The organism is Arthrobacter sp. FW306-06-A (assembly GCF_021870055.1).
Lineage (GTDB): Bacteria > Actinomycetota > Actinomycetes > Actinomycetales > Micrococcaceae > Arthrobacter.
The window spans coordinates 2913441-2931883 of sequence record NZ_CP084552.1; the positions used below are offsets into that span (position 1 = coordinate 2913441).

General features: G+C 64.1%; 17 protein-coding genes, 1 other RNA gene and 1 pseudogene. 8 read left to right on the forward strand and 11 right to left on the reverse strand.

The annotated features are described in order from the left end of the window. The first annotated feature begins 5 nt into the window (after nucleotides 1-5). The 3 genes from LFT49_RS13600 to LFT49_RS13610 all read left to right on the forward strand — a co-directional run bounded on the left by LFT49_RS13600 (nucleotide 6) and on the right by LFT49_RS13610 (nucleotide 1265). Nucleotides 6-410, forward strand: a complete 405-nt coding sequence (locus LFT49_RS13600; RefSeq protein WP_236802893.1) for a fluoride efflux transporter FluC — start codon at nucleotides 6-8, stop codon at nucleotides 408-410. After that, entirely contained in the window at nucleotides 407-805 is a 399-nt protein-coding gene (locus tag LFT49_RS13605; protein ID WP_236798848.1) for a fluoride efflux transporter FluC, read from the forward strand. The genes LFT49_RS13600 and LFT49_RS13605 overlap by 4 nt, the downstream gene beginning before the upstream one ends. 82 nt (nucleotides 806-887) lie before the next feature. Next, nucleotides 888-1265: a hypothetical protein gene (locus LFT49_RS13610; RefSeq protein ID WP_236798849.1), complete on the forward strand. Its 378-nt coding sequence runs from the start codon at nucleotides 888-890 to the stop codon at nucleotides 1263-1265. A 45-nt stretch (nucleotides 1266-1310) separates the two neighbouring features. Here the strand turns inward: LFT49_RS13610 and LFT49_RS13615 are convergent, their stop codons facing one another. Further along, entirely contained in the window at nucleotides 1311-2294 is a 984-nt protein-coding gene (locus tag LFT49_RS13615) for a S1C family serine protease (protein WP_236822041.1), read from the reverse strand. Between the two features lie 191 nt (nucleotides 2295-2485). On the opposite strand from LFT49_RS13615, the gene LFT49_RS13620 reads away from it, so the two are divergent. Next, entirely contained in the window at nucleotides 2486-2950 is a 465-nt protein-coding gene (locus tag LFT49_RS13620; protein ID WP_236798851.1) for a pyridoxamine 5'-phosphate oxidase family protein, read from the forward strand. A gap of 57 nt (nucleotides 2951-3007) precedes the next feature. On the opposite strand, the gene LFT49_RS13625 is transcribed toward LFT49_RS13620, so the two are convergent. Beyond that, nucleotides 3008-4063: a zinc-dependent alcohol dehydrogenase family protein gene (locus tag LFT49_RS13625; RefSeq protein ID WP_236798852.1), complete on the reverse strand. Its 1056-nt coding sequence runs from the start codon at nucleotides 4061-4063 to the stop codon at nucleotides 3008-3010. An 11-nt stretch (nucleotides 4064-4074) separates the two neighbouring features. After that, complete coding sequence (locus LFT49_RS13630) at nucleotides 4075-5010, reverse strand: hypothetical protein (protein WP_236820032.1); 936 nt, start codon at nucleotides 5008-5010, stop codon at nucleotides 4075-4077. A 150-nt stretch (nucleotides 5011-5160) separates the two neighbouring features. Here LFT49_RS13630 and LFT49_RS13635 point away from each other — a divergent pair, with 150 nt between their 5' ends. Together LFT49_RS13635 and LFT49_RS13640 are read left to right on the forward strand one after the other, a co-directional pair. Beyond that, nucleotides 5161-5631 (forward strand): pyridoxamine 5'-phosphate oxidase family protein, encoded by a 471-nt coding sequence (locus tag LFT49_RS13635; protein ID WP_237428508.1) that lies wholly within the window; start codon nucleotides 5161-5163, stop codon nucleotides 5629-5631. Nucleotides 5632-5680: 49 nt separating this feature from the next. After that, the gene (locus LFT49_RS13640; protein WP_236798856.1) at nucleotides 5681-6700 is read left to right on the forward strand and encodes a zinc-dependent alcohol dehydrogenase family protein; all 1020 of its coding nucleotides are present in this window, start codon (nucleotides 5681-5683) and stop codon (nucleotides 6698-6700) included. A gap of 37 nt (nucleotides 6701-6737) precedes the next feature. Here the strand turns inward: LFT49_RS13640 and LFT49_RS13645 are convergent, their stop codons facing one another. The 3 genes from LFT49_RS13645 to LFT49_RS13655 are packed head-to-tail and all read right to left on the reverse strand — an operon-like array spanning nucleotide 6738 to nucleotide 11467. Further along, nucleotides 6738-7763, reverse strand: a complete 1026-nt coding sequence (locus LFT49_RS13645) for an ATP-dependent 6-phosphofructokinase (RefSeq protein WP_236798857.1) — start codon at nucleotides 7761-7763, stop codon at nucleotides 6738-6740. Then, nucleotides 7760-10945, reverse strand: coding sequence for an HAD-IA family hydrolase (locus LFT49_RS13650; RefSeq protein ID WP_237428509.1), 3186 nt, complete (start codon nucleotides 10943-10945; stop codon nucleotides 7760-7762). The genes LFT49_RS13645 and LFT49_RS13650 overlap by 4 nt, the downstream gene beginning before the upstream one ends. A 57-nt stretch (nucleotides 10946-11002) precedes the next feature. Then, nucleotides 11003-11467 carry a pyridoxamine 5'-phosphate oxidase family protein gene (locus LFT49_RS13655; RefSeq protein WP_237428510.1) on the reverse strand — a complete coding sequence of 155 codons (465 nt, stop codon included), beginning with the start codon at nucleotides 11465-11467 and terminating at the stop codon, nucleotides 11003-11005. A 292-nt stretch (nucleotides 11468-11759) separates the two neighbouring features. On the opposite strand from LFT49_RS13655, the gene LFT49_RS13660 reads away from it, so the two are divergent. Both LFT49_RS13660 and LFT49_RS13665 read left to right on the forward strand, forming a co-directional pair. Next, nucleotides 11760-13907: an acyltransferase family protein gene (locus tag LFT49_RS13660; RefSeq protein ID WP_237428511.1), complete on the forward strand. Its 2148-nt coding sequence runs from the start codon at nucleotides 11760-11762 to the stop codon at nucleotides 13905-13907. 38 nt (nucleotides 13908-13945) lie between these two features. After that, nucleotides 13946-14156 (forward strand): annotated as a pseudogene (locus LFT49_RS13665) (IS481 family transposase); the annotation flags it as partial. Nucleotides 14157-14177: 21 nt separating this feature from the next. On the opposite strand, the gene ssrA reads toward LFT49_RS13665, so the two are convergent. The 5 genes from ssrA to ftsE form a co-directional block, all read right to left on the reverse strand. Beyond that, nucleotides 14178-14546, reverse strand: a transfer-messenger RNA (tmRNA) gene (ssrA, locus tag LFT49_RS13670). A 73-nt stretch (nucleotides 14547-14619) separates the two neighbouring features. Beyond that, nucleotides 14620-15093, reverse strand: a complete 474-nt coding sequence (gene smpB / locus LFT49_RS13675) for an SsrA-binding protein SmpB (RefSeq protein WP_043453530.1) — start codon at nucleotides 15091-15093, stop codon at nucleotides 14620-14622. 82 nt (nucleotides 15094-15175) lie between these two features. Further along, complete coding sequence (locus LFT49_RS13680; RefSeq protein WP_236798862.1) at nucleotides 15176-16615, reverse strand: M23 family metallopeptidase; 1440 nt, start codon at nucleotides 16613-16615, stop codon at nucleotides 15176-15178. 27 nt (nucleotides 16616-16642) lie between these two features. Continuing rightward, on the reverse strand, nucleotides 16643-17557 hold the full coding sequence (gene ftsX / locus LFT49_RS13685; RefSeq protein ID WP_236798863.1) for a permease-like cell division protein FtsX: 915 nt from the start codon (nucleotides 17555-17557) through the stop codon (nucleotides 16643-16645). Then, nucleotides 17554-18342 carry a cell division ATP-binding protein FtsE gene (ftsE, locus tag LFT49_RS13690; protein WP_236798864.1) on the reverse strand — a complete coding sequence of 263 codons (789 nt, stop codon included), beginning with the start codon at nucleotides 18340-18342 and terminating at the stop codon, nucleotides 17554-17556. The genes ftsX and ftsE overlap by 4 nt, the downstream gene beginning before the upstream one ends. Nucleotides 18343-18443 lie beyond the last annotated feature (101 nt).

The following is an 18443-nucleotide window of genomic DNA, read 5'->3' on the forward strand; positions in this document are numbered from 1 at the left end:
TGGCGATGCCCAACGGCTCGGCGTGGCTGGCCGTGGCCGCCGGCGGGCTGATCGGCAGCGAACTGCGGTACGGGCTGGGGCTGGCATTCCCGGACGCACCCGGCTCCCTCCCCTGGGCCACGCTGGCCATCAACATCAGCGGCAGTTTCGTCCTGGCGGCCCTGACCACAGTCTGGATGGCCCGCCCGCACACGGCATTCTGGCTGCGGGCAGCGGTGGGACCCGGCCTGCTGGGCTCCTTCACCACCTTCTCGGCAGTCATCTACGCCTCGGACCAGCTGGCGCGCGCCTCCGCCCACCCGGTATGGATCACCTATCTGGGCCTGTCCCTGGTCCTCGGCCTGGCGGCCGCCGGCGCCGGGTGGCGGACCGGCAGGTTCCTATCGTGCAGCCGGGATGGCCGGCCATGATCGCTGCGGCCCTGGTGGGGGTATTTGGCGTGGCCGGCGCCCTCCTGCGGTTCGGGGTGGACAGCTGGTTTGCGCACCACAGCAGCATCCGAAGCGTCCGCGCGGACGGCCGCGGAGCCCTGCACTGGCCCTGGGCCACCCTGCTGGTCAATGTGGTGGGGTGCTTCGTCATCGGGCTCTCCCACGGCCTGACCACCGGACTGGGACTGGGCACCGAATGGCAGCTGGGTCTGGCCACCGGCTTGGCCGGAGGGCTCACCACTTTCAGTTCCTGGACCACGGCCACCATCCGCCTGCTCAGCGAAGCACGGTTCGGCTCGGCGGTGCTGAACGTGGCGGTCAACCTTGCGTTGGGCTTTGCTGCTGCGGCCGCGGGCATCGCCCTGGTCGGCTGAGTTCCGGAGCCCGGCTCCAGCCCGGCCCGGCCCGGCCAGGCCCGGCGAGGCGATTTGGCCGCCTCCCGTATGGTTGAAGGTGATGATCAGCAGACGCGACGCGGCAATAACCCTTGATGTTCCCCTTGAAATGGCACAGCGCCATGGCCTGCCCAAGTGGATGACGGAGGCCGAGCTCCGTGCCATCCTGGACAATCCCCCGCCCTGGCTGGTGCAGTCGCGCGCCAACCGGACGGGAAAGCGGCCCGTCTGGGTGCACTTGGAATGCGCCGTCTGTGGCTATGAGGAAGCGGCGCGGCCCAAGAAGTGGTGGCCCGACTTTACGTACGTGGTGTGCGGACACCACGCCCCAGCGGAGGTTCCGCCTGTCCGCGCCGGCCACGTCCGCAGCGAGTACGACGGCGTGGGGACCCGTTTCGTGGGCATCGCGGACGTGGAAGCGCCCCCGGTTCGTCCGTAGGTCACCGGGCGTTGCCTGCCCAGGGTGCCTGACCGCCGTCGAACCTTAAGCCGTGCCGTTTCCCGTCATTTCCTCCGGAACAGCGGTGATGTGCAGTTCGGCGCCGTCGCGCAGCACTGCCACGTCGAGCGGCTGGCCGATGGCGTCCGCAAACAGGAGCCGCTGCAGGCTCTCGGCGTTGTTCACGGCGCGTCCACCCGCCGTGATGATGATGTCCCCTGCGGACAGGCCCGCCTTGTCCGCGGGCGAACCGGGCAGCACCTCCACGACACGAAGTCCTTCGCGCAGCCCGGTCCGGATCACCGCACTGGGTGTGAGCTGGATGGGAGTGCTGACAAGGCCAAGGTAGGCGCGGCGCACCCGCCCGTCCGCCAGCAGCGCGGAAATGATCCTGCGGGTGGTGGCGTTGATGGGGATGGCCAGTCCCAGGCCGGCGCCCGCCACCGCGGTGTTGATGCCCACGATCCTGGCATGGGTGTCCGCGAGCGCACCGCCGGAGTTTCCGGGGTTCAGGGCCGCGTCCGTCTGGATGACGTCCTCGATGACACGCCGGTTACCGCCTGACCAGACAGGTATGGCACGGCCCAGGCCGCTGACCACCCCTGCGGTCACGGAACCTGCCAGACCCAGGGGGTTCCCCACCGCCACCACAAGCTGCCCCACACGCAGGGTCTCCGCCGCGCCAAACACGGCGGGCCGGACCTTGGGCCGGGAACCGTGGACCACCGCGAGATCGGACAGGGGGTCTGCGCCCACCAGCTCGAGTTCCATCCTGGTGCCGTCGCCAAAGACAGCGTAGCCCTGCCGGGTACCGGCCACGACGTGCGAATTCGTGAGCAGGTAGCCGTCCTCCGTGAAAAGTACGGCCGAGCCCGCTCCCACCCTGACCCGGCCATTACGGCGCTGGGCAGTCATCTCGATCGCCGCCACATGCGGGGTCACCGCAGCCGCTACCCGCATGACGGTCCGGGAATAGGCATCCAGAACGTCGTCGTCCTCCGGTTGCTGGGGTTCCGGCGCCTGCTCCACGGCGCACCTCCTGCCTGCGTTTCCGCCCTGATCCGCCATGTTCCGTTCTATACGCTTGTGGCGGTGGTTTGCCCTGTTGGGGCCTTATAGAAGAAAACGACGGCCGGGGCATCTCCAGTCCCGGCTTCGCTACGCCTTGGGTGAAACCGCCACCCGTGCGCGGCTGCTGTCCAGGCCCTAGGATCGGTACCATGACTGATTCCCCTGCAGGATCTCAAACCGAAATCCTGCCCGCCGATGAGTGCTGGAAGTATCTTCGGTCGTCCTACATCGGCAGGCTGGCGGTCATCAACGGTGACGTTCCGGAGATCTTTCCCGTGAATTTCTCCGTGACTGGGGAAACGCTGGTCTTCCGCACCGCGCCGGGCACGAAGCTCCGCGCGCTGCTCAGCGGTGCAGTTGCCGCCTTCGAGGTGGACGGGCTCAATCCGTATGCCACGGAAGTCTGGAGCGTGGTGGCGAAGGGCAGGCCGGAACCCTTCGACGAAACCCGGATGTCCCTGCCGGACGGTGACGCCGACCGGGAACCGTGGCAGCCCGGTATCAAGGACCACCTGGTGGCCCTCACGCCCACGGACCTCACCGGGCGCACGTTCGCGGTAAGGTCACGGACGCGGTGGTGGCCTCCAGTGGATTTTTCCGCCGACTGGTTGTAGGAACTGGCTTTCGGTACGGCCCGCTTTGGACCGGATTCTCCCGTTTAGCTGGACGCTTCAGGGCTTGAGGACCACTTTGAGCGCTTTGGTTTCGGCAGCGCGGGAGAAGGTGTCGTAGGCATCGAGGAACTGATCGAAGCCAAAATGATGGGTGGCGAACTTTTCCGCACGGATCTTTCCCTGTGATACCAGCTTGAGCAGCATGGGCGTGGTGTTGGTATTCACCAGGCCCATGCTGATGTTGATGTTCTGGATCCAAAGATCTTCGAGGTGCAGTTCCACCGGTTTTCCGTGCACGCCCACGTTGGCCACCGAACCGCCCGGCCGGACAATCTCGGTGCACATAGCGAACGTTGCGGGCACGCCCACCGCTTCGATGGCCACGTCGACGCCGTAGCCGCCTGTGAGGGCAAGGACCTGTTCCTTCCAATCAGCGCTGCCGGAGAGGACCGTGTCCGTCGCCCCGAACTCCTTTGCTTTGTGGAGGCGGTTGGCGTCCAGGTCAATGGCCACCACGGTGGCGGCGCCATACAGTCCTGCCGTGGTGATCGCCGCCAGGCCCACCGGCCCTGCACCCACCACAGCCACGCTGTCCCCGGGCTTGACCCGGCCGTACTGGACACCTATTTCGAATCCGGTGGGAAGGATGTCCGAGAGCATGACTGCTTGTTCGTCGCTGACGCCGGGAGGCAACAGGTGCAGCGAGTTCTCGGCGTAGGGCACGCGGACGTACTCGGCCTGGGTACCGTCGATCAGGTGGCCAAAGATCCATCCGGTGCCTTGCTGGCCTTCTGCTCCCAGGCAGTGCGAGTACAGGCCTGTCCTGCAGTTGATGCAGTGGCCGCAGGACTTGATGCACGAGATGATGACGCGATCGTTGGCTTTCAGGCCCGTCACGGAGGGGCCGGTTTCCACGACGGTCCCCACTCCCTCGTGGCCCAGGATCCGGCCCTTCTGCACGGCGGGTACGTCACCTTTGAGGATGTGCAGGTCGGTACCGCAGATGGTGGTGGTATCGACTCTAACGATGGCATCGCCGGGTTGCTGGATGCGGGGATCCGGGACGTCGGTCCAGGACTTTTCGCCGGGTCCGCCGTAGACGAGGGCTTTCATGGGCTAATTCCTTAATGTGAGGGCCGGCTTTGCGGCCGCCTGCCGGTTTGGGATGGCTGGCCATGCGGTGGCTGCGTTGAGGCGGGTGGCGTTTGTGTGTGTTGGCTTTCGGCGGGATGCGTTTCGCCGGGCTTGCGGCCCGGAAGGCGTTTCCCCGGTGTCCATACGGTCCGGAGTTTGGCCAGGTGCACGGTTGCCAGCACCAGGAACAGCGCCGAGAGTGCAAGCGCCTGCAGGAGTGCGGCCCCGTCCGGTGCTGCCCCGAACAGGGGCTTGACCAGTTCGCCCACCGCCAGGGAGAAGATGAGCGTGAAGCCCAGGACCTGCAGGGCCGGCAGGAGCAGCAACCCTGTCCGGTGGTTCCGGTATGCCAGGAAGGACAGGATCAGGAACCCGGGCATGATGAAGCAAAGGTCCAGGATGAAGATTGAGTAGAGGGAGTCGATTTGATCGCCCGTCGCCATGAGGGGCAGGAGCATCCCGATCCAGAGGGGATAGAAAATCAGGGGCTGAAGAATGGCACCCGAAGCCGACGTAATCCTCACCGCGCGGGGCAGGGATACCGACGGGTTTGCGCGGTCCAGGCTGGCTCCCGCCGTGGCCAGCGCCCAAAAAGACAGTGCGAAGACGGCCATGTACAGCAGGTACAAGCCGTTGTAAGTCCGCTCGATGACGTAGATTCCGTAGGCGTAGAAGAGGTAGCCGAGGAGCCCAAGGGCCACAATTTGGTGCTTGGTCCTTTGCGGCCCGGCTGCATACGCCAGGTACAGCAGACCGAGCCCCGCCCCCAGGGAGAGCAGGTCCTGGGAGTACGCCCCGGGCACAAGCCTTGGGGCGACCACGCCGTCATAGATTTCCATTCGCAATATTCCTGTTGCTGCAGCGCCCAGCGCCAGCAGTCCGGCAACAGCCCACAGCAGGCGGTTGAGGAACAGATGCGTCAGCATGGCCACCTTTCGCAGGAAGAGTCAGGTTCCCGGGGCTCTCCCACAGCGTCGCATTCGCCCTGGCCGGCCTCCAAGGGCCATAGGTCCTTCCTTCCATGCCAGGCCTTTATGCCCTTTCCGCAAGCAGGAGAGTTGCCTACGCTGTGGCCTATGACTGACAACACGAACGTACCGGCGCCGGAAATCCTTGACGCGGCGGAATGCTGGACACTCCTCTCCCAAACCGGGGTGGGGCGGCTCGCCGTCATCGCCGACGGCCACCCCGACGTCTTCCCCGTCAACTACAAGGTGGACGGCCAAACGCTGGTGTTCCGCACCGGCAGCGGCACCAAGCAGCAGGCAATCCAGTCGGATGCCGCGGTTGCACTGGAAGCCGATGCTGTCAGCCCGCAGTTCGGCCTTGCCTGGAGCGTCGTTATCAAGGGCAAGGCACAGGAGACCACGCCCACGGGCCCCGACCTCGACGACATCCGCCGTGCCCTGTTTCCCTGGCAGGGCGTAGGGCAGGAGCACTTCATCCGCATCACGCCGGAGTCCATCACGGGGAGGCGTTTTACAGTAAACGCGCCGCTGCTGTGGCAAACCCCGCTGGACGACGCAACCCGCGCCGGCTTCGAATAGGCGGCCGCCGGGCAGGAGACGCCGGCAGGACAACGGACAGGAGAACGCTGTGCGGGCATGGTGGGTGAACCAGCCGGGGCCCATATCCACCCATCCACTGCTGCTGGGTGAGCGGCCCACCCCCAGACCTGCCGCCGGCGAACTCCTGGTGGAAGTGAGCGTTTGCGGCGTCTGCCGGACAGACCTCCACCTCGCTGAAGGAGACCTGGCGCCGCGGCATCCGCACGTGGTGCCAGGCCACGAAGCAGTCGGCGTCGTCATTGAAACGGGGGCGGATTGCACGCGGTTCACAGTAGGTGACAGGGTTGGCGTGGCGTGGCTCGGCGGGACCTGCGGCCGGTGCCCCTACTGCCGCCGAAGTGAAGAGAACCTTTGCTCGTCACCCGTCTTTACCGGCTGGGACAGGGATGGGGGCTACGCAGAGCACCTGACGGTAGCGGAGGACTTTGCCTACCCTCTGCCTGCCTCATTTACCGACGAACAAGCTGCGCCGTTGCTGTGTTCCGGAATTATCGGGTACCGCGCCCTGAAACGCGCAGCCCTGCCGGTCGGCGGGCGCCTGGGCATCTACGGCTTCGGCAGTTCAGCCCACATCACCGCGCAACTGGCACTCAAACAGGGCGCCTCTGTGTTCGTCATGACCCGGTCCCCGGGCGCACGGTCACTGGCGTTGGACCTGGGAGCGGAGTATGCAGGGGACGCGTACGCCGAACCGCCGGTACCGCTCGATTCCGCCATCCTGTTTGCACCGGCAGGTGACCTCGTTCCCGTCGCCCTGCGTGCCCTCGACCGCGGCGGGACGCTGACAATCGCGGGCATCCACCTGAGCGACATCCCGGCCCTGGATTACGCCAGGGAGCTCTTTTTTGAACGGCAGGTGCGCAGCGTGACAGCCAACACCAGGAGGGACGGGCAGGAGTTCCTGACCCTCGCAGCCCGGCTTTCCCTGGCCCTCACCACCACGGTGTACCCGTTTGCCGCTGCCGATAAGGCCCTGGAAGACCTGGCGGCGGACAGGATAACCGGGTCGGCGGTCCTGCGGGTCCGCCCCGAACAGGCTGTGCAATAGTTTCTGCAGGCCGCCCGATTCCCGTCACTGCGCCACCTCAGCCGAACAGGACGGCGGCCTCCTTGTAGCGCGCCTCGGGCACCACTTTCAGTTGTCCCAGCGCCTCGTCCAGGCCGACATTCACGATGTCCGTGCCACGCAGCGACACCATGGTGCCCCACCGTCCCGCTGCTGCGGATTCGACCGCGGCCAGGCCCAGGCGGGTGGCAAGGACACGGTCGAAGGCCGTTGGCTCGCCGCCGCGCTGAATGTGGCCCAGGACCGTGGCCCGGGTTTCGATGCCGGTCCTCATCTGTAGTTCCCCTTCAAGCAGCAGCCCGATGCCTCCCAGTCGTGGCCTGCCGAAAGTATCCAGGCCGCGGGGGGCGTAAGGCGCAGGGTGCCCCTCGGGTGCGAAGGCTTCGGCCACCACCACAAGGGGAGCCCTGCCGCGGTCGCGGGCGGATACCACCCATGAACAGACCTGGTCCAGGGATACGGGATGCTCCGGTATGAGGATGGCGTGCGCGCCGGAGGCCATCCCGGAATGCAGGGCTATCCACCCTGCGTTGCGGCCCATGACTTCCGCCACCATGCAGCGGTGATGGGATTCGCCTGTGGTCCGCAGGCGGTCCATGGCTTCCGTGGCAGTCTGGACTGCGGTGTCAAAGCCAAAGGTGTAGTCCGTAGCGCCAAGGTCGTTGTCGATGGTCTTGGGCACCCCCACCACGTTGATGTCCTGCGCGCACAGTTCCCGGGCGGCCGCCAGCGTCCCCTCTCCCCCGATGGCGATCAGGCCTTCCAGGCCGTTGCGCCGAAAACAGCTCCGCACGCCATCGATTCCCTTCCCTACCAGCGGGTTGGTTCGCGACGTGCCCAGGATGGTTCCGCCCAGGCGCGAGATCCCACGGACGCTCGTCCGGGGCAAAGGAACGGCGTCCTGTTCAAGGACACCCCGCCATCCGTCCCTGAACCCCAGGAATTCGTATCCGTGCGCCACGTCCCCGCCCAGTACGGCTCCGCGGATGACCGCATTGACCCCCGGGCAGTCACCACCACTGGTGAGGATTCCCAGCCGTTTCACGACGCCGCCAGTCCGGGGGCCCGGGCAGGCAACGGGAAGTGCCGGGTCCGGCCGGGAGGCAGGACAACGTCGGTGCCGTACACATGCACCTTGATGGGGCCGGCGTCGCCAGGGGCGGAGGCGATGCTCATCCGCCCATCCTTGAGATGCACCCGAAGCCGGTGCCCCCGGTACAGGACTTCGAAGGCCACGCCGCGAAGACCCGTGGGCAGGTTGGGGGCGAACACGATGGTCTCCCCGCTGAACCGCAGGCCCGCGAAGCTGCGCTGCACCACGTCGATCGTGCCGCCCATTGCGCCTAAATGGATCCCCGCGCGGGTGGTGCCGTGCTGGGTGTCGTCCAAATCGGCGTCGAGCGCTTCCCGGAAGCTGTCCCAGGCCCTGTCCGCGTCCAGGCCTGCCAGGACGGATGCGTGTGCAACCCTGCTTAGCGTGGAGCCATGGGCCGTCCTGGCGAGGTAGTACTCAATGGTCCGGTTGAGTTGTTCCTGCCCGAACCCGTAATGCAGCCGCTGAAGCATGCTGACCAGTCCTTCGTGGCCCAGCAGGTACGGCAGCATCAGGACATCCGCCTGTTTTGCCAGTTTGTAGCAGTTGGTCGCGTCGTTCTCGGCTTCCAGGATCAGGTCCAGGCGTTCAATGTCACCGTACTCGTCCCGGTAATGCTCCCAATCAAGCTCCTTCAGATCCCCGTAGCCTTCGAACTGGCTGATGACGCCGTCACTGTGAAAGGGGACGTACATCGCGCTTCCCATGTGCGCCCACCCGGCTGTTTCCTCATCGGTGACACCGAGGCGTTCCATGAGCCCGGCACGCTCGCTGCCATGGAGGAAGGACATGATGCCCGCCGCCTGGGCGCAGACCCACGCGGCCATGACGTTGGTGTAGGCATTATCGTCCAGGCCTGGTTTGTCCCGGCCAGGGTACCCCGTGTGGTATTCGTCCGGTCCCACCACGCCGCGCAGGTGGTACCGGCCGCCCTGCTCGTCGTAGCAGGCCAGGGATCGGAAGAACCTGGCAACCTCGATCACCAGCTCGGCCCCCTTTTGGAGGAGCCAAATCTTGTTCCCAGTGGCCTGGAAGTACTGCCAGGCGTTGAAGGCAACGGCCAGCCCCGAGTGGACCTGCAGATGCGAGTGGTCCTTCACCCACCTTCCGGACCTTTCGTTGTACAGCCATTTTGGCGTCTCCTCGGTCCCGTCACTGCCGCTCTGCCATGGGAACTTGGCTCCTTCCAGTCCCGCCATCACTGCAGCATGCCGGGCAGCGGGAAGCCGCCGCCACCGGTAATCGAGCACGGAGCGGGCAATGTCGGGCGTCCTTGAGGTGAGCACCGGCAGGACGAACAGCTCATCCCAAAAGACGTGGCCGCGGTAGCCTTCGCCATGCAGGCCGCGCGCGGTGACGCCGGCGTCGAGTTCGGCCGTGTGGTGGGTCAATGTCTGCAACAAATGGAAGATGTGCAGGTTAAGAACCAGTTTCACCTGGACCGGAGCATCGATGTCCACCAAAAACGGCCGGACTTCGCGCCGCCAGGCATCCTCGTGCGCCGCCAGCAACGCATCATAGTCACCGCCTGCGCGCCCGAGCACGGCCCTGGCCTCAGTCGCCGGGGAGGAGATAGCACGGTCGCGGGACGTCACCACGGCCACTGTCTTGGTGATCCGCGCCGTCGCGCCTGCCTCAAGGGAAAGCAGCAGGGTATGGAAATGGAACGCGCCTTTCCTGCCGCCCTCGCTTCCTTTCGCCGCCTGGGACAGGGATGTCCGATAGGCTGCGGCGATGCGGATCAGGCTTTGCGTGGTTTCCACTTCGACGACGGAGGTTCCGTCGGAAGGCAGCTCCAGGCTGGAGCCACGCGGGGCAGTCATGTCAGCGAGATGGGTGTCGGAGCCCTGGGCGTGTTCAGGCAGGTTGGCGTTGCGCACGGCGGCATTTATGCCGCTGCGGACTTCCAGGTCACCTCTCCAGCCCAGCGCAGTAATCACCGTTTCAAGGACAAGCAGGTGGGGTTCTGCCATGGATGCAAAGCGGGTCTGCACCACTTCCAGGCGCCGGTGGTCTGCGCCCTCCAACAGCAGCCTCCGTTCGAGCAACGCCTTTCTAAGGTCCAGGACACGGCGCTCGCGGATGACGGTCATTCCGCCTTCCGACCACCACGGCTGGCCGGACAGGCGCAAATCAAGCGGCAGGCAATCGGGTGCGTTAACCATGTGTTCTTCCAGCAGCGTCTCGCCGGCGGCCTTGGCGAGGACCCGGTTGTAAACGCCCGCAAGATACATCCCCGCGTAGCTGAAGGGTCCGCCCTCGGGTGCCGCTCCCCGCACGCCCATGTAACCGTTGCCCATCGTGGTCAGCGCTTCCCGGTGCCCCTCGTGCGCGGCGTCGAAACCTTCGTAGACGAGGTGCCATGCGTTGCCGATGACTTGTCCCAGGTCCAGCTCTCCCACGTCGTTGAGGACGATTCCGGCACCGGCCGCTTCGAGCTGGCGGCGGTTCCCGGTGCGGTCGATTCCCACCACGAGGCCGAAGCCGCCGCGCCGGCCGGCCTCGACCCCCGCCGCCGAATCCTCCACCACCACGGCGTGTGCCGGAGCCACCCCCAGCCGTGATGCGGCCTCAAGAAAAACGTCCGGTGCCGGCTTTCCGCGCAGACCCAGCCCGGCCGCCGTCGTTCCGTCCATCACTGCCTGGAACAAATCATGGATGCCTGCCGCTTGCAGGACCAGCGAGGCGTTCCGGCTTGAGGTGACCACGGCGGTTGGCACCGCCGCGCCCGCAAGCCGTTGCAGCAGTTCCAGTGTTCCGGGGTAGCTCTGGACGCCGTCATCGCGGAGGTGCTGCAGGAAGTATTCGTTCTTCCAGGCCCCCAGGCCGAATCCGGTCCAGGCTCCGGCCTCGTCGGTCTCTTTCCCCTTTTCAACCTTGACTCCGCGGGCGGCGAGGAACCGCACCACCCCTTCCTCACGCGGCATCCCGTCAATGAAGGTGAGGTAGTCAGCCCTGCTGAGGGGGGCACGGTTGGCGTCCGCCGGAACCCTGGGGTCATGCAGGATCCGCTCAAACGCGTCTTTCCATGCTGCCTGGTGGACCAGCGCCGTGTTGGTGACCACCCCGTCGAGGTCGAAAATGACGGCGTCGAATGGTGGTTTGGCGGCAGCGGCGGTGGGCGACCCGATCATAGGTAAGTGGTACCAGCAAGCCCGGGTTCCGGAAAGGGCCGATGGGCCCGGCGCCGACTAAGCAGTGTCCCTGCGTGCCGCGTGTCCCACATGGTTCCACCACGTAAGCGGGGATGTGATGGTGAAGCGCCGTCCGCTGACGGAGGTGGGGACGATTCGGACGAAGTGATCCTTTTCGCCAGCCTGCCAAGGGAAAAGTGTCAGCCCGGCCCCCGCCAGGAGTTCCTCTGAGGGCTCCAGGGTGACCGCTCTGCCCTTGACCAGCACGCTCCATGCCTTGGATGCGTCATGGCCGTCGGCTTCAAGCGCGACGGCTAGCGGTCCCCCGGCTGCGCGCAGTTTGGTACCTTCCCCGGTGCGGAAAACAACTGACTGTTGATCCACCTTGTAATTGACCGGGAAGACTTCCGGATACCCGTCCACCAGTACGGCCAGGTGTCCGACGGACACGCCCCGGAGGAGGTCCCAGCACGTTCCTGCATCCAGGACTTCGGTAGGCGTTTGCAGCGCGTCGTTGTGCATGCTCCGAAGATAGCGGGGCGGCGGCCCGGAGTACTAGAGCATTTCGGCCCGGCCCGGGTGCAGGCCACATTTCGGCGCGGACTCCCGGTGCATATAGCCAGCAGCAATTCGCGCCATGCCCGGTGCTAAAGTACAACCGGGTAATTCTCTTCCCTTACCTGGTCAAAATCGGGCCCTTTTCTTGGCTTTATCGACTGCACGTCGCGCGTGAAACGAGCACCGGTCGTAAACAGGTGTCGGCGTCGAGGGGGCAGGGCTTGCATTCACTTGACAGAAAAATTGAGGAGTACGTGTGACCGGACAGGTCTTGCTATCCAGGGCTGACGTGCGGCGGACAGAAGCGGCCAGCGCTACCCGCAAGGACATTCAGGCCCTTCGCGCCTTGGCCGTCGGACTCGTGGTGCTCAATCACCTGTGGCCACTAAGACTTCCAGGTGGTTATGTCGGCGTCGACGTCTTCTTCGTGATTTCGGGATACCTGATTACCAAGCACTTGCTTGGGGAACTGGAGCGCTCGAACCGGATCGACCTCGGGAAGTTCTATTCACGGCGGATCAGGAGATTGCTTCCGGCCGCAACCCTTGTCGCCGTAATTTCGCTATTGGCCGCGTGGGCCCTGCTGCCTTTCTCTCGCTGGGTCTCAATCGCACAGGAAACAATGGCGTCCGTTCTCTACGTTGAAAACTGGGTCCTGGCGGCCAAGTCCGTGGATTACTCTGCGCATAACGAAGTCGCGTCGACCGTGCAGCACTTTTGGTCCTTGTCAGTGGAGGAGCAGTTCTATCTGCTCTGGCCGCTGCTCCTTCTTGGGCTGTTCTTCGCTGCGGCCCGGCTCCGTGTCCGCCGGCGGGTGTTTCTCGCGCTGGGTGTTACTGTCGTCAGCGCCCTGGCCTGGGCTTTTTGTATCTGGTTCACATACACAAACAAGAGCCCGGCCTACTTTGTCACGCCTGCCCGTGTATGGGAGTTCGGCGCGGGAGCCCTGATTGCGATCGGTGGCCCCCAAGCATTGGCGGCTTTACGTCTGCGGCTGCCGAGTTATCATCTGTCTGTGTCCGGCGCGGCACAATGGCTCGGATACTGTTTGATAGCGTATTCCGCGTTTTCCTACAACGAGCAGACGTATTTCCCTGGTATCGCTGCGGCAGTCCCCGTCGTCGGCACTGCGCTCGTGATCGCCTCCGGACCCAACAGCCCGTTCTGGTCCCCTAACCGGATTTTCGCCGTCAAGCCCATCCAGCTGGTGGGTGACGTGTCCTATTCCCTTTATCTGTGGCACTGGCCACTGATCGTTTTGGCCCCGGCACTTTTGGGCCACTCCCTGTGGACCAAGGACAAAATACTTGTACTGGTCCTCGCCATTGCGCTGGCCTATGTTTCCAAGAAACTTGTTGAAGACCCGGGCCGCACTAAACTCCTGCGCGCGGCCAAACCAGTTCACGTCGTCCGATATATGGCAGCGACTATGGCATTTGTCTGCGCCCTTGGCGGCGGTCTCCTGCTGAGCTTTGGCAAGGCCCAGGAAGCCGAAACTGCGAAGCTTCAGTCACTCTCCGGAGGGCCCTGTTACGGGGCGCGCAGCCTGGACCCGAAAAACAATTGCAGCGATCCGTTCGGGGCTGCCCAAGTCGCAAATGTGGGTCCGAATGAAGCACCACGTTTTGACGCTCCCGAATGTCACCCTGCAGCTGACCCCATAGTCTTCGAAGACCAGAAGATCCTGACGGACTGCGATTTCACCGGGGGCGCGCAATCCGCAGCAACCGTATGGCTGATCGGTGACTCGCACGCGGAGCAATGGAAAGGCGCGTTATACGAGCTTGCAAAGCTTCACACGTGGAAGCTAAAGGAGTCCATGGTCGGCGGCTGTCCATTTGTGGATGTAAAGCGAGTCGCCTTCATGGGAGACCCAGCCACCGATCCTCACTCGCAACTGCGATGCTTGTCGTGGAGTCAGCAGGTTACGGACCGAATTGTCCGGGAAAAGCCCGACATGGTTTTCGTTTCATCATTTGGAGCCGGCGAAAGCATAGATGACGGCACCGGCCGCTCCCAGCTTGACCAGTACAACGATGCGGTAACCAAGCGATTCAGAGAATGGACTGACGCCGGTTCACGGGTCTTCGTCTTCCGGGATCCCCCGCTGACCCTGCGGCACAGCAGCCCGGACTGCGTCGCGCTCAACCAGCAACACCCGATTAGCTGTGCAAACGCGCGGGCCGAGGCTTTGCTGCCGGACCCTGTCGCTGATGCCGCCCACCGCATCGGCAAACCTAATGTGAAAGTCCTCGACCTGTCCGATCAGTTCTGTGACGACCGCAGCTGCTATGCAGTGATAGGTGGCCTCCAGGTTTACGCCGATTATGACCATGCGGCACGCAGCTACATCCGCTCCCTCGTGCCCGTGCTGGCTCAGAGGTTTAACGAGGCCCAGCAATAAGTCCTCCTACGGCACCCCGGCCAGTTGACCGGGGTGCTCGCCACATCGGCATCGGTTGCGCCGACGCCCGCAAACATGTGCGGATGCTCGTCCACAACGACGTCACCATCAGCGACGCCACCACCGGCGGGATCATCCGCGAACTCACCATCGACCGCGCCAAGGAACCGCCAGCCCAGAAAAACAGGGCAAAGAAAAACACCCCGGTCCGAAGACCGGGGTGCTACAGATGACTCGACTCATCCGTGAAGGATGGCTCGAGTCACCATTGGGTGGAGATGGGGGGAATTGAACCCCCGTCCGATGTCGTGTTGTCAGGGCTTCTCCGGGCGCAGTTTGCGTCGGATTTTCTCGGCCCCAGCCATGCTGCAAACAGCTGGCTGATCCGGGCCCAGTCATCTAAAAGTCCCGTTTACTCCGATGACGGGAGCAAACAGCAGTGGCTATCTAAATGACGCCAGGATCCGGGGCGATAGCAACCCCGGGCTGACGGACTGTCTTACTGCTTAGGCAGCGAGAGCGAAGTCAGTGCGCTTAGATTCGGCACTTATTGGTTTGCAGAAAGCGTTTACGAGATAATTCTGCATCCTCGGCCCGCTTCACCTGTCGCGACTAACACCGTCGAAACCGATCATCCCCGTATTTTGTTACCAAACCGGCTGGCAAGCCTGCCGGACTATTCATACTAACGCATACCCCGGCGAAATAATTCCTACCGGCGACGGTTGCGTTCGCGCATCTCACGCTGCGCCTCGCGGTTGTCCTGCTGCTCCCGCAGCGTCTGCCGCTTGTCGTACTCGCGTTTACCGCGGGCCACGGCGATTTCCACCTTGGCGCGGCCGTCCACAAAGTAGAGCTGCAGCGGAACGATGGTGTAGCCGGCTTCCTGGACCTTGCGGGAGATCTTGATGAGCTCCTCGCGGTGCAGCAGCAGCTTACGGCGGCGGCGTGCAGCGTGATTGGTCCAGCTGCCCTGGTTGTACTCCGGAATGTGGATGGCTTCCATCCACAGCTCGTCGTTATAGAACGTGCAGAATCCGTCCACCATGGAGGCATGGCCCTCGCGCAGGGACTTCACTTCGGTGCCCATCAACGCGATGCCGGCCTCGTAGGTGTCCAGCACATGGTAATCGTGCCGGGCCTTGCGGTTGGTGGCCACCACCTTACGGCCACTTTCTTTAGGCACGGGAAAACTCCTCAAGTTCAAGTTGGCAGCTCCCCGCCTGGCGGCGCAGAGCTATCCCAGTCTACGGCAGGGGTGTTCTCCCCTACAGCAGCCCCATGGGATCTACAGCCTTGCCGTTGAGCCATGTTTCGAAGTGGGCGTGGCAGCCGGTGGAGTTACCGGTGCTGCCGGAGTAGGCAATGAGCTGGCCTTGGGAGACGCGCTGCCCATTCGAGACGACGATGCTGGAGTTGTGGTAATAGATGGTGGTCAGGGTGTTCCCCTGCACCAGGCCATGATCAATCTTGACGCGCCACCCGCCACCGTCGGCGGAGTTCCAGCCGGAGCTAAAGACTTCCCCGGCCGCCGCCGCGTACACAGGGGTGCCACAGGCGGCACCGAAGTCGATTCCCGTGTGCATATAGCCGCCGGTGCCGTAGAAGTCGATCGTTCCCGGCGGAGTTGTGCGGTAGCCAAAGCCTGAGGTGATGGGGATGCTGCCGTCGAACGGGTGGCGGAGGCCAAAGGCCGACGGCGACCCTACCGCGGGCGGTACATACGGCTGAACGGGCGGCGCCGGGCGGTTCGCTGCCGCGGCTGCGGCTGCTGCAGCGGCGGCAGCTGCAGCAGCAGCCTCTGCCTGCCGGCGCTGCTCCGCTTCCCACGCCTCCCGGGCTTTTCGGTCACGTTCTGCGATTTCGTTGGCAACTTGGTTCTGGTTGGCTTGGACACCGGCAAGTTTGGCCTGAATTCCGGGCTTGGCGGCCTGGAGCTCAGCGTCAAGGCGCGTGGTATCCGCAATCAGTTGGTCTACCTGCGCCTTCTTCGCCGCAGCTTCGTCACGCGCCGCCTTTTCCCGTTCCAGAGCGGCGTCGGCTTTCGCCTTGAGGTCCTTGATTTCCACTTCCACGGCCTGAAGGCGGGCTTCAGAGTTTACGTTGGTGGCGTTCTGCTGGTTGAGCTTGTCCATGGCCGCGTTCTGGCTGCGCATGGCCTGGTCAGCCAGGTCCATGGTTTCAGTCAGGCTGCTGCCGCTGTTGGAGCCGAAGAACAGCGACAGGTTGGAGGGAACGCCGCCGGATTTGTAGGCTTGCGTGGCAATCTGGCCGATCAGTTTCTTGGTATCGGCGATCTTCTGCTTGTCCGTTTCAAGCTGCTGGGTGATCTTCGCCTTGTTCTGCTGGGCCATGTCCACACGCGCGGCCAGTGCCTCCGATTCCTTCACCGCGCTGGCCACGCGACCCTGCGCGTCGAGCAGCGCCTGCTGGGCACCCGGAAGCTGGCCCTGGTAAATCACCAGGTCCCCGGCGGCCTTTGCAATCCGGGAATCGACAAATTCGAGGGAAGCCTGCACGCGTGCGGCTTCTGCTTCGAGCGCAGCTTTGCGGTCCTCGAGGTCGTCGGCGAAGGCGACGGGCGTCGCAACGGCCATCCCCGCGGACAGCAGAATGGTGAGCACACCGCTGATGACCCCCAAACGGCGTCCGGCGGTCCGCCCTCGGCTGTGCCGAGGACGGGGCAAGGGTTGATCAATCAGGTTCATGGGCATTCCTTGGTCGGTGTGCACAGCCTAAACGCGCAAATATCTACGTAAGGTCAAGAGAGACGAAATTCCTGCCAAGGATCCGCCAAGGACCAGCAGCGCCGGAGCGAGGATCAGGGTCTGGCCGGATGAGATGAAGGCCGTATCGGGGTATTGCCGCGACATGTAGTCGCCGAGGAAGAACTGCGCCACCGCCCACAGGGTGCCCGAGGCCAGGGCAGCACCGATCACTGCTGCGATGACGCCTTCCAGGATGAACGGCAGCTGGATCACCGTTTTTGAGGCTCCCACGAGCCGCATGATTCCGGTTTCCCGGCGTCGGCTGAAGGCGGAGAGCCTGATGGTGGTGGCGATCAGCAGGATGGCGCAGACGATCATGACACCTGCGATGCCCACTGCCACCAAGGAGGCGCCGTTCATCACCGAGAACAGGCGTTCGAGCAACTGGCGCTGGTCAATGACCGTTTCCACGCCCGGCTGGGACGAGAACGTCTCGCTGATGATCTGGTACTTCTGTGGATCCTTCATGTTGATCCGGAACGATGCCGGCAGCTGGTCCGGCGTCACGGAATCGACGATGGGCGAATTGGAGAACTGGTCCTTGAAGTGCTTGTAGGCCTCATCCTTGGACTCAAACTGGAAGTCGTTGATGTACTGGGCCACAGCCGGGGACTCCAGGAGAGCGTTGAGGCCCTGTTGCTGCTCAGGGGTGACGGGCCCGGACGCGCAGCCCGGCGCCGTCGAACCTTCACTGCACAGGAAGATGGCCACCTGGACTTTGTCGTACCAGTAGCCTTTCATCTGGTTGATCTGCATCTGCAGCATGCCGGCGGCGCCCACGAAGGTAAGGGACACGAACGTCACCAGGATCACCGAGACCACCATGGAAAGGTTGCGGCGCAGGCCGCTGCCGATCTCGGACAGGATGAACGCGAGTCTCATCGCTGGGCCTCGCCTTCGGCACCGTTGCCCGGCAGGCCGCCGTCGGGCGTTTCCCTGCCGCTGGCGTCCTTCAGGCGGCGGGACTGGCCGACGACCGGAATCATCGATGTGTACAGGGCCTTGGCTTCGTCGCGGATCACAACGCCGTTCTTGAGCTCGACCACCCGCTTGCGCATCTCGTTGACGATGTCGTCATCGTGCGTGGCCATCACCACGGTGGTTCCGTTCTGGTTGATCTTGTCCAGCACGCCCATAATGCCCATGGAGGTGGTGGGGTCCAAGTTTCCGGTGGGTTCGTCAGCGAGGAGGATCCCGGGCCGGTTGACCACGGCTCGGGCGATGGCGACGCGCTGCTGCTCGCCGCCAGAAAGCTCGTGCGGCATGCGGTGTTCCTTGCCCTCAAGCCCTACCGTTTTGAGGACCTCGGGGACGGTGTCGCGGATAACGCTGCGGCTCTTGCCGATGACCTGCATGGCGAACGCTACGTTGGCGAACACATTCTTCTGCGGCAGGAGGCGGAAGTCCTGGAAGACGACGCCGATGCCCCGGCGGAGGCGCGGAACGCGCCAGCTGGAAATCTTGGCCACGTTCTGGCCGGCGACATAGACGGCACCGGAGGTGGCGCGGTCTTCCTTCAGAACGAGCCGGAGGAACGTCGACTTTCCGGAGCCGGAGGCGCCGACAAGGAAGGCGAATTCGCCGCGGTCAATCTCAAGGGTGACCGAATCCAGCGCCGGACGGGCTTTCTGGTCGTAAACCTTGGTGACATTTTCGAATCGGATCATGGCCCTAAGTACCCTGCAGGGCACGGCTGATTCTTCAGATGCAGCCCAGTTCTGCAGCCGGTGCACGGGTTTTCGTTTGGGGAAAGTAGGGCCCCGGCCCC

What these genes read in the sequence shown, in the direction of transcription:
- LFT49_RS13600 (WP_236802893.1), top strand. Translation starts at nt 6, where the DNA reads ATGCCCAACGGCTCGGCGTGGCTGGCCGTGGCCGCCGGCGGGCTGATC.
- LFT49_RS13605 (WP_236798848.1), top strand. Translation starts at nt 407, where the DNA reads ATGATCGCTGCGGCCCTGGTGGGGGTATTTGGCGTGGCCGGCGCCCTC.
- LFT49_RS13610 (WP_236798849.1), top strand. Translation starts at nt 888, where the DNA reads ATGATCAGCAGACGCGACGCGGCAATAACCCTTGATGTTCCCCTTGAA.
- LFT49_RS13620 (WP_236798851.1), top strand. Translation starts at nt 2,486, where the DNA reads ATGACTGATTCCCCTGCAGGATCTCAAACCGAAATCCTGCCCGCCGAT.
- LFT49_RS13625 (WP_236798852.1), bottom strand. Translation starts at nt 4,063, where the DNA reads ATGAAAGCCCTCGTCTACGGCGGACCCGGCGAAAAGTCCTGGACCGAC.
- LFT49_RS13630 (WP_236820032.1), bottom strand. Translation starts at nt 5,010, where the DNA reads ATGCTGACGCATCTGTTCCTCAACCGCCTGCTGTGGGCTGTTGCCGGA.
- LFT49_RS13635 (WP_237428508.1), top strand. Translation starts at nt 5,161, where the DNA reads ATGACTGACAACACGAACGTACCGGCGCCGGAAATCCTTGACGCGGCG.
- LFT49_RS13650 (WP_237428509.1), bottom strand. Translation starts at nt 10,945, where the DNA reads ATGATCGGGTCGCCCACCGCCGCTGCCGCCAAACCACCATTCGACGCC.
- LFT49_RS13655 (WP_237428510.1), bottom strand. Translation starts at nt 11,467, where the DNA reads ATGCACAACGACGCGCTGCAAACGCCTACCGAAGTCCTGGATGCAGGA.
- LFT49_RS13680 (WP_236798862.1), bottom strand. Translation starts at nt 16,615, where the DNA reads ATGAACCTGATTGATCAACCCTTGCCCCGTCCTCGGCACAGCCGAGGG.
- ftsX (WP_236798863.1), bottom strand. Translation starts at nt 17,557, where the DNA reads ATGAGACTCGCGTTCATCCTGTCCGAGATCGGCAGCGGCCTGCGCCGC.
- ftsE (WP_236798864.1), bottom strand. Translation starts at nt 18,342, where the DNA reads ATGATCCGATTCGAAAATGTCACCAAGGTTTACGACCAGAAAGCCCGT.